The sequence below is a fragment of the Paenibacillus campi genome (assembly GCF_034659835.1).
Classification (GTDB): domain Bacteria; phylum Bacillota; class Bacilli; order Paenibacillales; family Paenibacillaceae; genus Saccharibacillus; species Saccharibacillus campi.
The window spans coordinates 958,160-977,210 of sequence record NZ_JAXSQZ010000001.1 but is presented as its reverse complement, the minus strand read 5'-3'; the positions used below and the strand labels follow the sequence as shown (position 1 = coordinate 977,210).

Here is a 19,051-nt window from a genome sequence, read left to right as displayed (position 1 = left end):
TTTATGCGCTGCGATCTGCGCGCGGCATACCGCAATAAGGAGAACAAACCGAAGCATCCAGTCAGGCAGAAAACGGGAAGGTTTAGTCGACCGATACGGAATCTTGATGCATTTCTTCGCCCATTTCTTTTGGACGTCCAAATTCTTCCTCTGCCTGTGTTTCACTTTTAATGTCGATTTTCCAGCCGGTCAGCTTAGCAGCCAGCCGGGCATTTTGACCTTTGATGCCAATCGCAAGCGATAGCTGGTAATCCGGCACGATTACACGTGCCATTTTTTCTTCTTCAAACACTTGCACTTCCAGTACTTTGGATGGGCTAAGTGCATTGGCTACGTATTCCTCCACACTTTCGGAATAACGCACGATATCGATTTTCTCACCGCGCAGCTCGCCTACGATTGTTTGTACACGCAAACCGCGTGGACCGACGCAGGAGCCGACCGGATCAACTTCTGGATTACGGGAATAAACGGCGATTTTGGAACGGAAGCCAGCTTCACGTGCAACCGAACGAATCTCCACAACACCGTCAAAAATTTCCGGCACTTCCAGCTCAAACAGACGCTTGAGCAAACCCGGATGCGTACGTGACAGCACGATTTGCGGGCCTTTGGTCGTGTTTTCCACTTTGGTGATGTACGCTTTGATACGCTCGTTCATCGTGAATTTTTCGTTAGGCATCAGTTCGGTTAGCGGCAATACCGCTTCGACTTTACCGAGATCAACATAAATGTTGCGTGTATCTTGACGCTGCACGATACCGGTTACGATGTCTTCTTCTTTATCGATAAACGCATTGTAGATCAGCCCACGTTCGGCTTCACGAATACGCTGCGTCACAACTTGCTTGGCTGTCTGAGCGGCAATCCGACCGAAGTCGCGTGGCGTCACTTCAATTTCAGCCACATCTTCCAGCTGAAAATGCGGGTTGATGTTGTCGCGCGCATCGCCCAGCGAAATTTCGGTACGCTCGTCGAGCACTTCCTCAACGATCATCTTGCGGGCAAATACTTTGATTGCACCGGTATTGCGGTTCATGTCTACACGCACATTTTGTGCGGTATTGAAATTACGCTTATAGCTGGAAATTAGGGCAGCTTCGATCGCCTCAAACAGCACGTCTTTGCTAATTCCCTTTTCACGTTCCAGCTCATTCATTGCCTCGATAAAATCCATACTCATAGCTCTCAAACTCCCCCTTTCAAAAAACCACCGTTTTAAAAAATGATTGCCAGTCTGGCGCTGGCGACTTTGGCATATGGAACCGTATAGCGTTTTTTACCCGCTTCGATCAACAGCTCATCTGCTTCAAATGAAAGCAGTCGTCCTTCAAATTCCTTCGCTCCGTCCACCGGCTCATAGGTCGTTACAAATACATCTTTGCCGACTGCCTTTTGCACGTCCGCTTCTTTTTTGAGCGGACGTTCGGCTCCTGGGGAGGACACTTCCAGAAAATAAGGGTCCTTGATCGGATCGTGTTTATCGAGTTGTTCGCTCATATATTCACTCACACGGCCACAGTCATCGATATCGATGCCGCCTTCTTTATCTACGAATACGCGAAGAAACCAGTTTTTGCCTTCTTTTACGTATTCCACATCGACCAGCTCAAATCCATGCTCCTCCAAAAATGGCTGTACCATTTCCTCGACGGTCGCTTTAATCTTTGGTGTGCTCAAACAATCCAACCCTCCATCAACGTAGTATCCTTTTGGCTGGCAGCCACCTCGCCCCACTCTAATCGGATGCCCAGCTTAAAGAAAATCGAACCAGACATAACGCTCGGTTCGATCTTGTGCAGGGCAATTTCATGTGAATAGGCGGCTGGCAGCCTCATACCAAACAGTAAAGAGTGGGTTTCCCCACTCTTTACCGGATCGTTATTTCTTTTCTCACTCCTTGGAATTATACCATAATCCCGTAGTGGTGACAAGTAATACGCCTTGACTACTTGCCCATAACAACCCCGATCAAAACAGTGACAATTGATTGCTTTCCGGCAAGCCGCGGAAGCAGCCCATCTGGGTCATCAGCTCGACAATCGTCTTACTCGCCTTCGACTTTTGCTGGAAATCTTCGATCGATAGAAACTCGCCCAGTTCGCGGGAAGCGGCAATGTTGCGCGCCGCATTATCGCCAATCCCTTGCACCGCCGAAAATGGAGGAATTAGACTGTTGCCATCTACCGTAAATGAAGTTGCATGTGAACGATACAGATCAAGCGGCTTAAACGTAAAGCCGCGCGCCGTCATTTCCAGCGCCATTTCCAAAATGGACAACATCGCTTTTTCCTTCGGTGATGCCTGGAACCCAAGCTGCTCGATCTCCTCGATTTTGCGATAGATCGCTTCATAGCCTTGACAGCATAAATCGATATCAAAATCTTCAGCACGCACGGTAAAATACGTCGCATAATATTCGATCGGATGATACAGCTTAAAGTAAGCGGTACGCACCGCCGAGATCACGTAGGCAGAGGCGTGCGCTTTCGGGAACATGTACTGAATTTTGAGACAGGAGTCAATATACCATTGCGGCACTTTGCATTTTTTCATCTCATCGATCCATTCCGGTGTCAAACCTTTACCTTTACGCACACTTTCCGTAATTTTAAACGCCAAACTTGCATCCATCCCCGCTTTGTAAATGAGGAACAACATAATATCGTCACGACAGCCGATAACCGTTTTGATCGAGCAAGTGCCATTTTTGATCAATTCTTGCGCATTACCGAGCCATACGCCGGTACCGTGAGACAAACCGGAAATTTGCAGCAAATCGGCAAAGCTCGACGGCTGTGATTCCACCAGCATTTGACGCACAAACTTTGTGCCCATCTCCGGTACACCATACGTAGCGACCGGGCTGCGCAATTGATGCGGAGCGACGCCAAGCGCATCGGTCGAGTTAAACATGCTCATCACTTTCGGATCATTCATCGGAATCGTCGTCGGATCGACGCCGGTCAAATCTTGCAGCATCCGCATCATCGTCGGATCATCATGCCCCAGAATATCAAGCTTGAGCAAATTCGCTTCAAAGGCATGATAATCAAAATGGGTCGTTTTCCACTCGGCACTCGTATCATCTGCCGGATATTGCACTGGTGTAACATCTTCCACATCGATATAATCCGGCACGACGACGATCCCGCCGGGATGCTGACCGGTGCTGCGTTTAACACCTGTACAGCCGGACGCAAGCCGACTCAGCTCAGCGCCACGCCATTTTTTCTGATGCAGTTCTTCATATTTTTTGGCAAAACCGTAGGCGGTTTTTTCCGCGACCGTACCGATTGTGCCGGCGCGGAATACGTTTTTCTCACCAAACAGTATTTTTGTATAATTGTGCGCGATCGGCTGGTAATCGCCGGAAAAGTTTAAGTCGATATCGGGAACTTTGTCGCCTTTAAAGCCGAGAAAGGTCTCAAACGGAATATCTTGCCCTTCCCCTTTCAAACGACCACCGCAATTCGGGCACTCCTTCTCCGGCAAATCGAATCCACTCGGCACGCTGCCATCGAGAAACCATTCGCTATGTCGGCAGTCCGAATTGATGCAAATGTAATGCGCAGGTAGCGGATTTACTTCGGAAATGCCGAGAAATGTCGCGACGATCGACGAACCGACCGAACCACGCGAGCCGACCAAATAACCGTCTTCGTTGGACTTTTTCACCAGCTTTTCGGAAATAAGATAGTTGGCAGAGAAGCCGTATTTGATAATCGGCTCCAATTCTTTTTCCAGGCGTGCCACGACGACTTCCGGCAGTTCCTCACCGTAAATCGAACGCGCTGTCGCATAACAGGTGTTGCGAATTTCCTCATCCGCCCCTTCTAAATTCGGCGTAAACAGCTTGTCCGGGAACAGCGGATACACTTCAAACCGTTCCGCCAGCGCTTGCGTATTGGTCACGACGACTTCATACGCTTTGTCCTCGCCGAGAAATTTGAACTCATCCAGCATCTCGGTCGTTGTACGCAAATGGGCATCCGGTTTACGCTGATCTTTGAGCGGGCTAAAGCCGGTAATACCGTTGATCGTAATATCGCGGAAAATTTTCTCACGTGGCTCCAAATAATGCACATTACCTGTCGCTACGACCGGCTTGTCCAGTTTCATGCCCAGATCGACGATTTTTTGCACGGCGATTTCCAGTTCACGCGGCGTGCCGACGAGACCTTTGTCAACCAGATGCATATACATCGTCAGCGGCTGAATTTCCAGCACATCGTAATATTGCGCAATTTCTTCCGCTTCTTCCACCGTTTTGTTCAGCACCGTTTCAAAAAATTCGCCTTTTTCACAGCCTGACATAATGACCAAACCTTCGCGATACTGACTTAATACCGACTTCGGTATGCGCGGTACCCGTTTGAAATATTCGGTATGGGACAGCGAGACGAGCTTGAACAGATTTTTCTTGCCCTGTTCATTGAGCGCATACAATGTACAATGGAATGGACGCGCATTGGACAAATCTTGACCGACAAAATCATTCAGCCGATCCAAGCGGGTCAAACGACGCTCTTGCTCAGCATCTTTCAGCAAGCCGAACAATATGCCGCCGAGTGCAATCGTATCGTCAATCGCACGGTGATGGCTTTCCAGCGCCACTTTATATTTGGCGGCAAGCGTGTTCAGACGATGGTTTTTGAGCGTTGGATGGAGCAGACGCGCCAGCTCCAGCGTATCCAACACCGGATTAGTCAGCTCTGGCAAATGATGATTTTTCAGCGTAGCTTGAATAAAACCGATATCAAAACGCGCATTGTGTGCGACCAATATGCCGTCACCAGCAAACTGCACAAACTCACGAATCACCTGATCGATCTCCGGCGCACCGCGCACCATCTCATCGGTAATATTAGTCAATTGCTGGATATTGTATGGAATGCGCTCATGTGGATCGACAAAGGTCGCATAACGGTCAAGCTCTTTGCCATCGACCATTTTGACCGCTGCAATCTCGATAATTTTATTTTGCGTGATCGACAAACCGGTCGTCTCGATATCGAATACGATGTAAGTCGCTGTTTTCAAATCCAATGGCTGTGGCTCCAATACGATCGCAGTCGAATCGTTCACTACGTTCGCTTCCAATCCGTAAATGAGCTTAATGCCGTGCTTTTTCGCGGCTTTGGCAGCTTCAGGGAAGCATTGCACACCGCCATGATCGGTCACTGCAATCGCAGTATGTCCCCAGTCGGCAGCCGTTTTCACATATTTATCAATCGTTGTTACCGCGTCCATCGTGCTCATCGTCGTATGCAGATGAAATTCAACCCGTTTCTCGGCAGCATCATCTTTACGTCCAGGTGGCGCTTTAATCTCGGACAGATCGGACGGAATCATCGCCAGCTCCGGAATTTGCATAAAGCGGTCGTATTCTACCCGTCCGCGTGCTTTCACCCATTTACCATTGGCAAGCAGGCTCATAATTTTCAAATCTTCCTTCGTTTTCGCAAACATTTTCATTTGCAATGAATCGGTAAAATCGGTAATAAAAAATGTAAACAATGTGCTGCCATTACGCAGCTCTTTGCTGTCCAGTCCAAAAATCGTACCTTGCACGATAACTTTCTTTTCCTCATCTTGCAGCTGTTGCAGCGGTACGGCAGGTTCTTTAATCTCATAGCCGACTTGCAAACGAACCGGCTCACCATCTTCATCTACTTCATCTTCCAGCTCGGATTCTATGCTCGTCATCAAGCGTTCAATTTCTTGCAATTCTTCCTGACGGCGTTTCTCGTGAAAAGCTTGCACATCTTCAGAAGAACTTTCGCCCACTTCAATTTTTATACGAAGCTGTATATTGAAATAATCGTCGTAAAATTTGACGATCGCCTGATCGATCTGCTTTTTCTTAGCTAGCTCAAGCGCCATATTGTCGCTCATCGTCAGTGTCAGCACATCCCCTGCCAGCGCAAACTTGGCACGGGTCATCCAGCCGTTAACCGATGGAATTTCACGCTGTACCCATTCCAGAAACAGCGACCAATATTCTTCGACAATTTGCACGTGATCGATCGTTTGGCTATAGTGAAAACGAAACCGCACTTTGGCGATATGCGCCATTTTGTCCTGAATATGCCGACAAAATGTGCGGTACGTCACCGACGGTACGAGCGTCTCCTTAGCGATGATCAGCTTCCATTCCTTATTACTGCGGCTAACTTCGACCTGTTCAATCGCACCATCCGCAAAATAGGGCTCCATCAGACTGGCAGGCACTTCCGCCTGTTTCATCAGCAGCTCAAAACGTTGTCTTCTTTCCCCGCTTGCGCTCATGAGGTCCCCCTTCAAAAAAGCGACAAGCCCCCTAACCATTCGGTACCGGACATGATGTCCATTCCGTTTGACGGAAGCTTGCCTGCTTGAGTTCTGCTTGCTTGTATAGCCGGATTCTAACCGCTCAATCAGGCTGATTTTACATATCAATCCAAAGATTCGTTTGCTTAATATATGATGTGCAAAAGATCGCCACTTGCTACCACGAATGATCGACGATCTTTTGCACATTTGCATTGCACGATCCGTATTAAAAGATCGATTTTAGCTATTCCTATACAACGATCAACACCAGCCCATCGATTAATACGCGCGGGCAAATACGACCGTATGCTTCGCCGGCTGACCGGTAACGAGGCAAGTTTCCTTGTGCACATCAAGCTTGAACGGGATATTGCGGATCGTTGCGCCGGTTTCTTCTTTGACCTGACGCTCCGTTTCCTCTGTGCCATCCCAACCGGCGATAAAAAAGCCGCGTTTTTCTTCCATAATCGCCTTCATTTCGTCCAGCGTGTCAACGACATGCATGTTTTCCTCACGGAATGCGAGCGCACGGTTGTACATTTCCTGTTGTACTTGATCGAGCATCGTTTGTACTTCCGCTACGATATTGTCCAGTGGTACTTGTTTTTTCTCACCTGTAATGCGGGAGACGAGTACACAAATACCGTTTTCGATATCGCGTGGGCCGACTTCGAGCCGAACCGGAATGCCGCGCATTTCGTATTCGTTAAATTTCCAGCCTGGACGCACATCGGCACGATCGTCAATGCCGACACGAACGCCAGCTTTTTTCAGCTCGGCAAACAGTTCATCCGCACGTCCAACGACTAGATCGCGAGTTTTTGGCGGGCCGATCGGAATGATCATTACTTGTTTTGGTGCTACTTTTGGCGGCAATGCAAGTCCGCGGTCATCGCCGTGTACCATAATGAGCGCACCGATCAGACGTGTGCTGACGCCCCAAGATGTTGTATGTGCATATTCCTGTGTATTGTCGCGGCTAAGGAACTGAATATCGAACGCTTCGGCAAAGTTAGTACCCATATAGTGGGACGTACCCGCTTGTACCGCACGACCATCCTTCATCATCGCCTCGATGGAATATGTAGCTTTGGCGCCAGCAAATTTCTCGGACGGGCTCTTTTGACCCTTAATTACCGGAATTGCCAGGAACTGCTCCACAAACTCGGTGTACACATCTAACATACGCATCGTTTCTTCCATCGCATCGTCAGCTGTCTCATGCGCGGTGTGACCTTCTTGCCACAGGAATTCGCTTGTGCGCAGAAATGGCAATGTACGTTTTTCCCAACGTACGACGTTTGCCCATTGGTTAATAAGTACCGGCAGATCACGGTACGACTGAATCCATTTGGAGTACATATGACCGAACATCGTTTCCGACGTTGGACGAATCGCCAGACGTTCTTCCAGCGGATCGCCGCCCGCTTCGGTTACCCACGGCAGCTCCGGGTTGAACCCTTCAACATGTTCTTTTTCCTTTTCAAAAAAGCTTTCTGGAATGAACAGTGGGAAATACGCATTACGGTGACCGGTTTCTTTGAAACGACGATCCAAATCGCGCTGAATATGCTCCCAAATTTCATAGCCGTCTGGACGGAATACGATACAGCCACGTACTGGTGAATAGTCCATCAGCTCGGCTTTTTTGATCACATCGATATACCAGCGCGAGAAATCTTCGCTCTGTGGTGTAATTTCGGTTACAAATTGTTTGTCCTGCTTTTCGTTCGACATAAAAGTGGATATCCTCCCGTAAGTGACCCGTAATTAAAATCGACAACCGTGATACACGGTGTCTCTGTAATTGCAGCGCAGCAGTACGTGTGCTTCGAGCGTGCAGCTGTGCTTGTTTGTTCATCCATTGTAGCATGATTCATCATTTTTGTTGAAGCTGTTGCGCAAAAGAACGATATACATCCAGCCAAACAACAGCCAGGCCAACGTTGATGCTGCTGCACGTTGTGCCTGGCTGCCGTATTTGTCCGGTCATTACCCTTTGATCAGACGCACAATATCATTATACGTCACCGCGATCATAAGCAGGAACAGCATCGCAAACCCGATCACATGCACAAGACCTTCCTTGCTCGGTTCAATCGGTTTACGACGAATCCATTCCACAAAAATAAAGATTAATCGGCTTCCATCCAGCGCCGGAATTGGCAACAGGTTAAAAATACCGAGGTTCGTACTAATTAATGCTGTCCACAAAATCATGCTCGCCAGTCCTTGACGTGCTACTTGTGCGGTCATATCAACCGTACCGACCGGCCCGGCAAGATCGTTCAGATGGAACTCACCAAAGACGAGCTTTTTCAACCCAGTCAAAATGGCGGTACTCATATCAACAAATTGATGTCCTGCCTGGGTAAATGTTTCCACCAAACCAGCCGGACGCGTTTGCGCCGTTACCGACACGCCGACTTTACCGACATTGTTGCTGTTCGGATCAGCTTTTGGTGTGACGGTAATCGTCTCCTGCTGACCGTTACGATCGATCGTCCATTGCATCGCTTTGCCTGGAGACTGCTCGATCATGCTGATCATTTTGGTGGAGTCGCCACCGATGCTAACGCCGTTAATCTTTTCGACGATATCGCCTTTTTGCAAACCAGCTGCCTGTGCTGCCGAAGCTGCGGTCACTTGTCCAAGCACAACACCTTGCGGATTGTCGACCGGTACGCCAGTCATGCGTACAAACACGACACATAACACAAAGGCGAGAATAAAGTTCATCGCTGGCCCGGCAAAAATAGACAATGCACGATGCCCAACTGAAGCGCTGTTAAAATGACGATTGCGCGGCGCAATTTGAATTTCCTGACCTTTGACCGTCATCATCGCTTGCGGATGTACCGGGAACGTCTGCACTTCACCGTCCACATCCATAACGATACGCAGATCATCGACCAAATCAATCGACTGTACTTCACCGCGAATGACGTTCCGACGGTTGTCAAGCTGATCGACAAAGATCGATTTGACCTGTTCACCGACTGTACGTACGGCGATCGTCTGCCCAGGCTGAATTTCCGCCAGTTCCGGGTCTTCGCCTGCCATACGGGCATAACCGCCAAAAGGCAACAGCCGCAGCGTGAATACCGTCTCATCCTTTTTATATGAAAACAGCTTAGGTCCAAATCCGATTGCAAATTCGCGTACAAGTACCCCGGCACGTTTGGCAAAGAAATAATGTCCCCATTCATGCACCGTGACAATGACGAAAAACATAAGTACCGTCATAATTATTACTTGAATTGTCTCCAAATTGCCAAATCCTCCTTCATATGCTTGCGACCGAAGTCTGTAAGACCGGATAGTCTGTACGTTCTTAGATTATCACTTTTGTAAGTCCGGTTACAAGCAGCGACAGCGCGGAATCATGAAATTTTTTCCATATTCTGTTTTGCTACCATTTTCGCCGTTTAGAAGACCGGTATCGTTCAGGCAAATGCTTTGGTAGCACGCGCTCTCGTCAGACGATCGACTTCGTGAATCGTTTCCAGATCAGGCATCGCGATCGTGTCATGATGTTCCAGCGCATCCGCAATAATGTCTTCAATCGTCAAAAACGAAATTTCGCCTTTCAAAAAGCGTGCGACAGCGATTTCGTTCGCTGCATTAAATACGGTTGGTGCTGTTCCGCCAAGGCGTCCGCTTTCAAATGCCATCTGCAAACAAGGGAAACGCTGCTCATCCATTTCGCGGAATGTAAGCTGTCCAATTTGGGCGAGCGACAATCTGGCGGAAGGCGAAGGCTGACGATCCGGGTACGTGAGCGCATACTGGATCGGCACACGCATATCCGGATTGCCGAGCTGTGCGATAATGCTCGTATCGACAAACTCGACATAGGAATGAATGATGCTCTCCGGGTGCAGCACAACCGCAATGCGCTCATACGGCATCGTAAACAACCAGTGCGCTTCAATCACTTCCAGCCCTTTATTCGCCATCGTTGCCGAATCGATCGTAATTTTGGCGCCCATCGACCAGTTTGGATGTTTCAGTGCATCAGCTACGGTCACATCGCGTAATTGCGCGCGCGTGCGATCGCGAAACGAGCCGCCGGAAGCGGTCAATGTCAGCTCGGCAATACGCTCGCGCGGTTCACCGTTCAGCGCTTGGAACAATGCCGAATGCTCACTATCGATCGGCAGCAGCGCTACGCCTTGACGACGTGCACGTTCGGTCACGATATGCCCTGCTGTAACGAGCGTTTCTTTGTTGGCAAGCCCGATCGTTTTGCCGGCATCGATAGCGGCAAGTGTCGATGGCAAGCCCATACTGCCCATCACTGCCGTAACGACCGTATCCGCATCCGTACCGGCAGCGACCTCAATCAACCCTTCGTCACCATAATGAACGGCGATATCGTGCGGCAAGCTGGAGCGAAGCTGTTCGGCAAGCTGGCGTGTAGCGACCGAAACGATACGCGGACGGAATTCCAGCGCCTGCTCTGTCACAAGCTCGATATTGCTACCTGCGGCAATGCCTTCCACAGCAAATTGCTCCGGATGCGCACGCACGACATCCAGCGTTTGTGTACCGATCGAACCGGTCGAACCAAGAATTGCAATCTTTTTCATGCTTGCCTCCATCGTCGCTTTCTGTAATATGATCTATTTATTGAAATGGCAATAGCATCAGAATATGCACAAACGGAAACACCATCAGCCAGCTATCACACCGATCCAATATGCCGCCATGCCCTGGCAAAATTTTGCCCGAATCTTTAATGCCATATATGCGCTTATATGCCGATTGAATTAAATCGCCCATCTGTCCGACGACCGCTGCCGCTAGACCGATCCATAATGCGTTGGAGAGCGGAAACAGCGTCGGAGATGCTAGCGAAAATACAACTGCCGCCACCATCGCAAAAAAGATACCGCCGACCGCTCCTTCGATCGTTTTATTCGGACTGATCGAAGGCCAAAGCTTATGCCTGCCGAGCGTTTTCCCTGTAAAATACGCTCCAATATCGCTTGCCCAAATCGTACATAACAGCATAAATGTCCAGAACAATCCGTGTCCATCCGGCGCCTGTCTCGTATCCGCGATATAGGTAAAGCCCATGCCAACATAAAAGGCTCCGATAAAAAGCATCGCCATCAATTGAATATCGAGGCGATTTTTCGAAATGACCGTTACCGCCATTAGCAACAGCATCACGATCCATATCATATGATCAACAGACAATGGCGGTGTCAGCCCCATTAGTGTCCAGGGAAAAAGCATATATGCGACACTAATGTAACCGATCACCGCCGGTGCTCCAAACGGAGCCGCCTTTGTCATCGTTACAAACTCATAATACCCGACCAGTGCCATCGCCAGGAGAAAGGCTTCATACGCATACCCTCCAGCCAGGCAAAATCCCAGATATAAGATTGCGGCTAAAAGCCCCGTGATTATCCGCTCTTTCACAATTTATCCTCCATCCGAAACAACATGGGCGACCCTCACCGGGGTTACGGCTTATAAGCCGCCATATCTGCGTATTCTGCGCTGATACTCCGCTACTGCTTCAATCATATGCTCCTTGCCAAACTCCGGCCAATAAATCGGTGTAAACCAGAGCTCACTGTATGCCAGTTGCCATAGCATAAAATTGCTAAGTCTAAGTTCTCCGCTAGTACGGATTAACAAATCGGGATCAGGCAAACCGGATGATTGCAGCATCCCGCCAAATGTTTCAGGTGTGATCTCATCTATGGACATCGAACCTGCTTGCACTGCCTGCACCGCTTTTTTGACGCCTTCAGTAATTTCGATGCGGCTACCGTAATTCAGCGCAAATGTAAGTACAAGTCCGGTGTTGTGCTTCGTATCGCGGATAGCCTTTTCAAGCGGCTCCAGCGTATAAGTAGGCAGTATGCTTTTATCACCCATCAGGCGAACCTGCACATTTCTCTCTACTAGTTCATCCAGCTCGGTTGCTACAAATTCAGCGGGCAGCTTCATCAAAAATTCGACTTCATCCTTCGGACGCTTCCAGTTTTCTGTCGAAAACGCGTACATCGTCAAATATTTGACACCAAGCTCGTCAGCCGCAATCGTTGCACGCTTGACCGCCTTCATACCGTTCTGATGCCCAATCACACGCGGCATGCCGAAGTTTTTGGCCCAGCGCCCATTTCCATCCATAATGACGGCAATATGCTCTGGAATATTATCCGGCGATAGCTCGCTGGATTGCTCCTGTTCATCTTTATCCAACCACGAGCGAACACGCTTGAACATTGCTTTTCCTCCATAAGGTGTGAAAAGAGACAAACCCCACCAGGTTGGAGGGGTCGCCAGTCTCTTACACTTCCATGATCTCTTTTTCTTTCGCAGCAAGTACATTGTCGACTTCCTTGATGAAACGGTCGGTCAGCTTCTGTACATCCTCCTGATGACCATGTGATTCATCTTCAGAGATATCTGTTTTTTCAAGCTTTTTAATATCATCATTTGCATCACGGCGAATGTTACGGATAGCTACTTTCGCTTCTTCACCAAATTTTTTGGTCAGTTTAACGAGTTCGCTACGACGTTCTTCCGTCAGCGCTGGAATCGATAGACGGATAATGTTGCCGTCATTGGCAGGCGTCAAACCGAGGTCAGATTTCATGATCGCACGCTCGATATCGCTCAGCGACGTTTTGTCCCACGGTTGCAGCAACAATGTACGTGGGTCTGGTGTACTGATGTTAGCAAGCTGATTGATCGGCGTCATCGCGCCGTAATATTCTACTTGTACACGATCCAAAATGGATGGAGTTGCACGACCTGCACGCAATGTTGCAAGGTCACGGCTTAGCGCTTGGATCGCTTTTTGCATACGTTCTTCTGCACTTTTCTTGATCCCTTGTGGCATTAATCTACACTCCCTTTAACGATCGTTCCGATTTTTTCACCAAGCACAACGCGCTTGATGTTGCCTTGCTCGGTAATGGCAAACACAATCAATGGAATATTGTTATCCATACATAGTGAGGATGCCGTTGAATCCATCACGCCCAGATTCTGGTTCAGTACCTCCATGTAGGTCAATTGCTCGAATTTTTGTGCAGTCGGGTCTTTGAACGGATCAGCCGAATACACGCCGTCTACTTTGTTTTTAGCCATCAAAATTACTTCTGCTTCGATCTCAGCCGCACGCAGTGCTGCTGTTGTATCTGTGGAGAAGAATGGATTGCCCGTACCTGCCGCAAAAATAACAACACGTCCCTTTTCCAGATGGCGAATCGCTCTACGACGAATGTATGGCTCGGCAATCTGCTGCATTGCGATAGAAGTCTGTACACGTGTAGGCACTTCGATCTGCTCTAGCGCATCCTGCAGTGCCAGTGAGTTCATCACTGTAGCCAGCATGCCCATATAGTCAGCCGTGGCACGGTCGATCCCGTTCTGGCTGCCTGCAATGCCGCGCCAAATGTTCCCGCCGCCACATACGACCGCAACTTCCACACCCAGCTCGACAACTTCCTTAATTTGCTCAGCGATCGACGAGATCATATCGGCTTCGATGCCGTATCCCGTTGTGCCCGATAACGACTCACCACTGACCTTCAGAACTACTCTTTTAAATACAGGCTTGTTCAAAATGCATACCCTCCACTTTGTGAATTTAGTTAGGTTTACCGGAATGAGCGAGCATCGCCAACGATAGACAAACGACAAATGCTCATTATTTTGCGATTTTTCTGTAGGATTTTACAAAAGAAGGAACACAGTCTGTGTCCCCTCCCTTGTTTGTATTCCCGAATCGCAATCCGGTATGGTTATCTTCAACGATTGAAGATTAGCGTTTAACCTGTGCCATAACTTCTTCAACAAAGTTATCTTCTTTTTTCTCCAAACCTTCGCCCAGCTCGAAACGAGCGAAACGACGGATCGAAATATTTTCACCGATCGTGCTGATTTTTTCGTTCAGCAGTTGGCTGATTGTTTTGTCTGGGTCTTTAACGAAAGATTGCTCAAGCAGGCAATATTCTTCGTAGTATTTGTTGATGCGGCCTTCAACCATTTTTTCGATGATTTTTTCAGGCTTGCCTTCGTTCAGTGCTTGAGCTTTCAGGATTTCTTTTTCTTTCTCGATCGCTTCAGCAGGAACTTCTTCACGACGAACGTACAGCGGGCTAGCTGCTGCGATTTGCATTGCGATATCGCGTGCGAAGTCTCTAAACTGATCCGTTTTACCAACGAAGTCTGTTTCGCAGTTAATTTCTACCAGTACGCCGATCCGACCGCCAGCGTGGATGTAAGATTCAACCGTACCTTCTGTTGCTGCACGACCTGCTTTGTTTGCTGCTGCGGACAGACCTTTTTCACGAAGTACGTCGATCGCTTTGGCGATATCGCCATTTGTTTCTTCCAGCGCTTTTTTGCAATCCAGCATACCTGCGCCTGTTTTTTCACGAAGCTCTTTTACTGCGCTTGCGTTAACTGCCATTAGTGTAACCTCCATATAGTTGAGAATTAATGTAAGTACCTTGCCTATCACACGGTTCCAAGCAGCGCTTGTTACGGCTGGTGGACAAGTATTGTAGCTTCCTCATGATGATGAACATCCAGTAGAAGCTTACCATATTTCATCAGGAAATAAAATTCCCGACACCTTAAAAAAAGGGCAGTGAAAGGTTTTACACCTGCCAACCACCCTTTTATTTTGCATAACGTGTATTTCGTATCGATACGTGATCAGCAATTAGGCAGTTGTTTGCTCGCCTTGGTTCGCTTCGATCACTGCATCAGCCATTTTACCAGTCAACAGTTTAACAGCGCGGATCGCGTCGTCGTTACCTGGGATAACGTAGTCGATTTCGTCCGGATCGCAGTTTGTATCAACGATACCTACGATTGGGATACCGAGTTTGCGAGCTTCTGCAACAGCGATACGCTCTTTACGAGGGTCGATGATGAACAGGGCGCTAGGCAAACCTCTCATGTTTTTGATACCGCCGAGGAATTTTTCCAGACGATCTTTCTCTTTGCGAAGCAAGATAACTTCTTTTTTCGGCAGCACTTCAAATGTGCCGTCTTCTTCCCATCTTTCCAGTTCTTTCAGACGGTTAATACGTTTTTGGATCGTTTCGAAGTTAGTCAATGTACCACCCAACCAACGTTGGTTGATGTAAAATTGACCAGCGCGCTCAGCTTCTTCCTTAACGGAATCTTGAGCTTGCTTTTTCGTACCAACGAACAGTACAGTACCGCCGTCTGCTGCAACGGATTTTACAAAGTTGTAAGCTTCGTCAACTTTTTTAACCGTTTTTTGCAAGTCGATGATGTAGATACCGTTTCTTTCAGTAAAGATGTAACGATCCATTTTCGGGTTCCAACGACGAGTCTGGTGACCGAAATGTACGCCAGCTTCGAGAAGCTGTTTCATGGAAATAACTGCCATGTGTGTGTTCCTCCTAGATTTGGTTTTTTGTGTGCCTCCGCCATCGTCATCTTTCGGCAAAACTTTTCCGCAGAAAAGCACCTCTGCCTGAAATCAGAAAGCGTGTGTTTTAACACCAGTTAATAATATAGCATAGGCGTATACGTGTTCGCAACTTTTTTTTACAAAAAAACAGCCATCTCCGGCTGCCGTGTGTAAAGCACACGTTATGGAGATGACTTTTCGGTTAATGCATTCAAAATTTGATCATAATCCTCGCCCGGACTAAATCGGTAACTGCCTACCTGTAATATTTTGTTCACTTTAAGCTGGGAAGCGCGTTTAATAAATTCGGTCTGGCTAGCAATAATGCCTTGTTTTTTTAAATTATAAGCGACATCTTTTAACAGTTCACCACGATTGACCGTAAACGATTTGCTTGCTGCCGTCTTTGTAGTGGAAGTCGTCGGCGTTTGTGGTGTTGATGTCGCTTTAGTCGTCGGCTCCGCTGGGCTGCTAACTGTGCCGCTACTAGCTTGCGCTTTATTCGTTGTCGAACTCGTAGTGCCGGCATTGCTGGAATTTGATACGTTCGGCTGTTCCGGGCTTTCCGGCTGCTCTGGCTCTGTGCTTTCCGGTTCTGTAGTTGTGCTCTGTTGCTGGGATTGCTGTGAATTTTGGGATTGCGTCTTTTTCTCCGCTTCCTGTTTCGCCAGTGCTTCCCATTGTTCGCGCGTATATACTTTTTGATCAGCTGTATATACTTGCATATTTTGCGCCTGTGCCGCTTGCTGAATCTGTTCTGGTGTCAGCTGCATACCGCCTAGCATCGTTTCGCCTTTGCCGATATTTACTAGCTGCAACAGCACCGCACCGATCATAATGCCGATCCCGATGCCGATCATAAACGCACGATTTTTGATCACGATTGTTCCTCCTGTTTCGCCAGCTGCAAAATCAATAGCACTTCTCCACGGTGCAAACTAAGCGCACGTGCGATTGCATCGACGGACTTTCCGTTTCGATGCAACTGGAACAGCTCGGGATAACGATTCTCAATGCGCTCTTTGGCGGCGTCCTGCTCCAGCTCAGCTGCTTGCTCCTGCTGTAAACGAACCGCTGATTCCAACAATGCTTCCCCTTGTCGTCCGATTATAATTGTTTCTGTCACTGGAATAGTAACCGTTTCGACCGCTGGCTTTTCTACGATAATGGGTTGCGGTACAGTGACAGCGCGCTGTTCCAGTTCCATCAGACGTTGACGCATTTCGCTAACCTGTTCTTGTAAAGCGATTTGTTTGGCTGTTGATTCCTGCTTGATTTTGGAAACAAGATCGATAATTTCTTCATTTTCCTTTTCGATTTCGGTCATATAATGTTCCAATGTATCCTCAACTTTTTCCACGGTAGAGGATAATGCTGTTTCCTGCGGTTTTACCGCTCGTTTTTTGGGAAGCAGCATGCCTAAAACTATGGCAACTGCTCCCACCAAAACGATATACACCCATGAAGGGAAATCACTCATATTCGCTCACCCGTATTCGTTTATCGTCAAAATGTGATTCGATGACAAACAAAACCTGCCTTATTAAAAAGACAGGTCGATATGTTTGCCTTTGTACGGATGTTCAGCAGGGGTCTTATGCTGATCTTCAGGTTGCTGCTCATGATGTTGCCCCGGAGCATGCTGTTCACCAGGATGACCATCATAAATTAAGCCGGAAGCCGATTCTTTTACATTAGCACTGCGCGTGCGCATACGTTCCGTTTCTTCGCTCGTGCGATCGGCAAGCATGGACTGTTCAATCGAGGGGCGAACGAGATGCTCCTGTTGAACTCTACTTGCTTCACTTGTACGCGGTACAGCAATTTGCAATTCCACAGCTCTCAGACCCATTGTGAACACCCGCTTTCACTTTAATTAATGATATGGCACCAGCCTTATATCTCCATCCTTGAAGACGAAGCTAACGCGTTGGGCTGTATCTTTAATATACTTCGTATAGCGGCCGATGACCAGCTTCGTTCCGCCATAAATTGTATGCAACACTTCAATTTTGGCTTTGCTTGACTCCTCCAGCCGCTTTTCGATTTCCAGTACGTTATCGCGAATGTTATCGCGCTCGCGGAGCTGGCTTTTTCTCGTTGCCGATAGCTTGATGCGCAGTGCCATTTTATCCGGCCGAAGCTGCCCGACAGCGGCAAGTTGATCGAGCAAGGAGAGCGCTTTTTCCGTTTTATCCAAGTTTTCGTTATGTGTTTTGAGTTCTTGCCGCAGCATGACCAGCCCATTACGCAGTTCTGGTAGTACGCCTACCTCGATCTCGGTCATAGTAAAAGCGGTATTGCCAATCGTACGTCCGACAACGATTTCTCCTGCCTGCAAATGTCCACCGACGATCAATCCTTTAGGACCGTCACAATGAATGCTAACACCTGCCTGTACGTTGGAATGCATAATACTCTGCGACACATGCACCGATTCGCCTGCCTGTACATTACCGTCCTGAATAAAGCCGGTTTTAACATCGACAGCCGCTTTGACGAGCCCTTTATGGTATCCGATAATGCCGCCGGTAATTTCAATCGAGCCGCCTGCTTCGATTTCGGCGCCCTCCACTCCGCCGACGACACGGATATCGCCAGAAGCGCATACGCGGAAACCGGACAATACATTGCCGCGGATGACAACCGTGCCTACAAAATCGATATTGCCGGTATGATAATCGATGTCACCATTGACTTCATAGACCGGAAATACATTGATCTTTTCGTTTTCGGTAAAGGAGATCATCCCGTCAATCGCTGCATAAATAGCCGTTTGCTCCGGGTTAAGTACGATATTTTTGCCGATTTTGAAACGAACTTCTTTGCCAGGCTTGTATGGTATCGGCTCTCCTCTTACATTTGTACCCTCTACGCCAGGCAATGGATCAACTTTCTCAGCAATTAGTTGACCTTTAAGCGTATTGTTCAATCGTACAAGCTCTTTGTAGTTCACTTTGCCATCTTCGGCTTCAAGTGGACCTCTATTTTGGTCGTTCAATGTTACGGCATAATGAATATAGCCGTCCGTGCCAGGCACCGCTGGTGTACCGCAGGCTACCGTTACCGTTTCGGAACGGTATGCCTCGGGACGCTCAGCCATTTTTTGCAGCTGATCCATTTGGATGCCATAGGTAATGCCTTGTGTACGCAAAAATCCCTCCATTAATTCGACAGTACATTCAAAATCTTCTTCAAACTCAAGCCCATTAAACTCCATATAAGCAACCGATTTGTCATTGGAAAAACTAATTTTGACATATGCATCAAGCGTCAATTTCGATGTCACGCCTTATTTCCCCCTTCAAAACG

Annotated in this window: 16 protein-coding genes; all 16 read right to left on the bottom strand. The window is 48.1% G+C overall.

The annotated features are described in order from the left end of the window. Window positions 1–82: 82 nt before the first annotated feature. Window positions 83–1,183, bottom strand: a complete 1,101-nt coding sequence (gene nusA / locus U1I11_RS03930; RefSeq protein WP_322903980.1) for a transcription termination factor NusA — start codon at window positions 1,181–1,183, stop codon at window positions 83–85. A gap of 35 nt (window positions 1,184–1,218) precedes the next feature. Then, window positions 1,219–1,680: a ribosome maturation factor RimP gene (gene rimP, locus U1I11_RS03925; RefSeq protein WP_322903978.1), complete on the bottom strand. Its 462-nt coding sequence runs from the start codon at window positions 1,678–1,680 to the stop codon at window positions 1,219–1,221. A gap of 291 nt (window positions 1,681–1,971) precedes the next feature. Then, window positions 1,972–6,291: a PolC-type DNA polymerase III gene (locus U1I11_RS03920; RefSeq protein WP_322903976.1), complete on the bottom strand. Its 4,320-nt coding sequence runs from the start codon at window positions 6,289–6,291 to the stop codon at window positions 1,972–1,974. 303 nt (window positions 6,292–6,594) lie between these two features. Then, a complete protein-coding gene (gene proS, locus U1I11_RS03915; protein WP_322903974.1) occupies window positions 6,595–8,052 on the bottom strand; it encodes a proline--tRNA ligase in 1,458 nt (485 codons plus the stop codon). Window positions 8,053–8,307: 255 nt separating this feature from the next. Then, on the bottom strand, window positions 8,308–9,585 hold the full coding sequence (gene rseP / locus U1I11_RS03910; RefSeq protein WP_322903972.1) for an RIP metalloprotease RseP: 1,278 nt from the start codon (window positions 9,583–9,585) through the stop codon (window positions 8,308–8,310). Between the two features lie 176 nt (window positions 9,586–9,761). After that, a complete protein-coding gene (locus U1I11_RS03905; RefSeq protein WP_322903970.1) occupies window positions 9,762–10,907 on the bottom strand; it encodes a 1-deoxy-D-xylulose-5-phosphate reductoisomerase in 1,146 nt (381 codons plus the stop codon). A gap of 37 nt (window positions 10,908–10,944) precedes the next feature. Beyond that, on the bottom strand, window positions 10,945–11,748 hold the full coding sequence (locus U1I11_RS03900) for a phosphatidate cytidylyltransferase (RefSeq protein WP_322903969.1): 804 nt from the start codon (window positions 11,746–11,748) through the stop codon (window positions 10,945–10,947). Between the two features lie 51 nt (window positions 11,749–11,799). Further along, entirely contained in the window at window positions 11,800–12,564 is a 765-nt protein-coding gene (locus tag U1I11_RS03895; protein ID WP_322903967.1) for an isoprenyl transferase, read from the bottom strand. Window positions 12,565–12,628: 64 nt separating this feature from the next. Next, on the bottom strand, window positions 12,629–13,183 hold the full coding sequence (frr, locus tag U1I11_RS03890) for a ribosome recycling factor (protein ID WP_322903965.1): 555 nt from the start codon (window positions 13,181–13,183) through the stop codon (window positions 12,629–12,631). Next, entirely contained in the window at window positions 13,183–13,911 is a 729-nt protein-coding gene (gene pyrH / locus U1I11_RS03885; RefSeq protein WP_322903963.1) for a UMP kinase, read from the bottom strand. Before pyrH ends, frr begins: the two co-directional genes overlap by 1 nt. 199 nt (window positions 13,912–14,110) lie before the next feature. Then, a complete protein-coding gene (gene tsf / locus U1I11_RS03880; RefSeq protein ID WP_322903961.1) occupies window positions 14,111–14,761 on the bottom strand; it encodes a translation elongation factor Ts in 651 nt (216 codons plus the stop codon). Between the two features lie 255 nt (window positions 14,762–15,016). Then, window positions 15,017–15,715, bottom strand: coding sequence for a 30S ribosomal protein S2 (gene rpsB / locus U1I11_RS03875; protein WP_322903959.1), 699 nt, complete (start codon window positions 15,713–15,715; stop codon window positions 15,017–15,019). Window positions 15,716–15,921: 206 nt separating this feature from the next. Further along, window positions 15,922–16,620 (bottom strand): hypothetical protein, encoded by a 699-nt coding sequence (locus tag U1I11_RS03870; protein ID WP_322903957.1) that lies wholly within the window; start codon window positions 16,618–16,620, stop codon window positions 15,922–15,924. After that, entirely contained in the window at window positions 16,617–17,219 is a 603-nt protein-coding gene (locus tag U1I11_RS03865; RefSeq protein ID WP_322903955.1) for a hypothetical protein, read from the bottom strand. The genes U1I11_RS03870 and U1I11_RS03865 overlap by 4 nt, the downstream gene beginning before the upstream one ends. A gap of 63 nt (window positions 17,220–17,282) precedes the next feature. Continuing rightward, window positions 17,283–17,591: a hypothetical protein gene (locus U1I11_RS03860; protein ID WP_322903953.1), complete on the bottom strand. Its 309-nt coding sequence runs from the start codon at window positions 17,589–17,591 to the stop codon at window positions 17,283–17,285. A 24-nt stretch (window positions 17,592–17,615) separates the two neighbouring features. After that, window positions 17,616–19,028 (bottom strand): DUF342 domain-containing protein, encoded by a 1,413-nt coding sequence (locus U1I11_RS03855; protein ID WP_322903951.1) that lies wholly within the window; start codon window positions 19,026–19,028, stop codon window positions 17,616–17,618. Window positions 19,029–19,051 lie beyond the last annotated feature (23 nt).

Excerpts from the sequence above, each read along its gene's own strand:
- nusA (WP_322903980.1), bottom strand. The coding sequence starts at position 1,183 with ATGAGTATGGATTTTATCGAGGCAATGAATGAGCTGGAACGTGAAAAG.
- U1I11_RS03920 (WP_322903976.1), bottom strand. The coding sequence starts at position 6,291 with ATGAGCGCAAGCGGGGAAAGAAGACAACGTTTTGAGCTGCTGATGAAA.
- proS (WP_322903974.1), bottom strand. The coding sequence starts at position 8,052 with ATGTCGAACGAAAAGCAGGACAAACAATTTGTAACCGAAATTACACCA.
- U1I11_RS03905 (WP_322903970.1), bottom strand. The coding sequence starts at position 10,907 with ATGAAAAAGATTGCAATTCTTGGTTCGACCGGTTCGATCGGTACACAA.
- U1I11_RS03895 (WP_322903967.1), bottom strand. The coding sequence starts at position 12,564 with ATGTTCAAGCGTGTTCGCTCGTGGTTGGATAAAGATGAACAGGAGCAA.
- frr (WP_322903965.1), bottom strand. The coding sequence starts at position 13,183 with ATGCCACAAGGGATCAAGAAAAGTGCAGAAGAACGTATGCAAAAAGCG.
- tsf (WP_322903961.1), bottom strand. The coding sequence starts at position 14,761 with ATGGCAGTTAACGCAAGCGCAGTAAAAGAGCTTCGTGAAAAAACAGGC.
- rpsB (WP_322903959.1), bottom strand. The coding sequence starts at position 15,715 with ATGGCAGTTATTTCCATGAAACAGCTTCTCGAAGCTGGCGTACATTTC.
- U1I11_RS03865 (WP_322903955.1), bottom strand. The coding sequence starts at position 17,219 with ATGAGTGATTTCCCTTCATGGGTGTATATCGTTTTGGTGGGAGCAGTT.
- U1I11_RS03860 (WP_322903953.1), bottom strand. The coding sequence starts at position 17,591 with ATGGGTCTGAGAGCTGTGGAATTGCAAATTGCTGTACCGCGTACAAGT.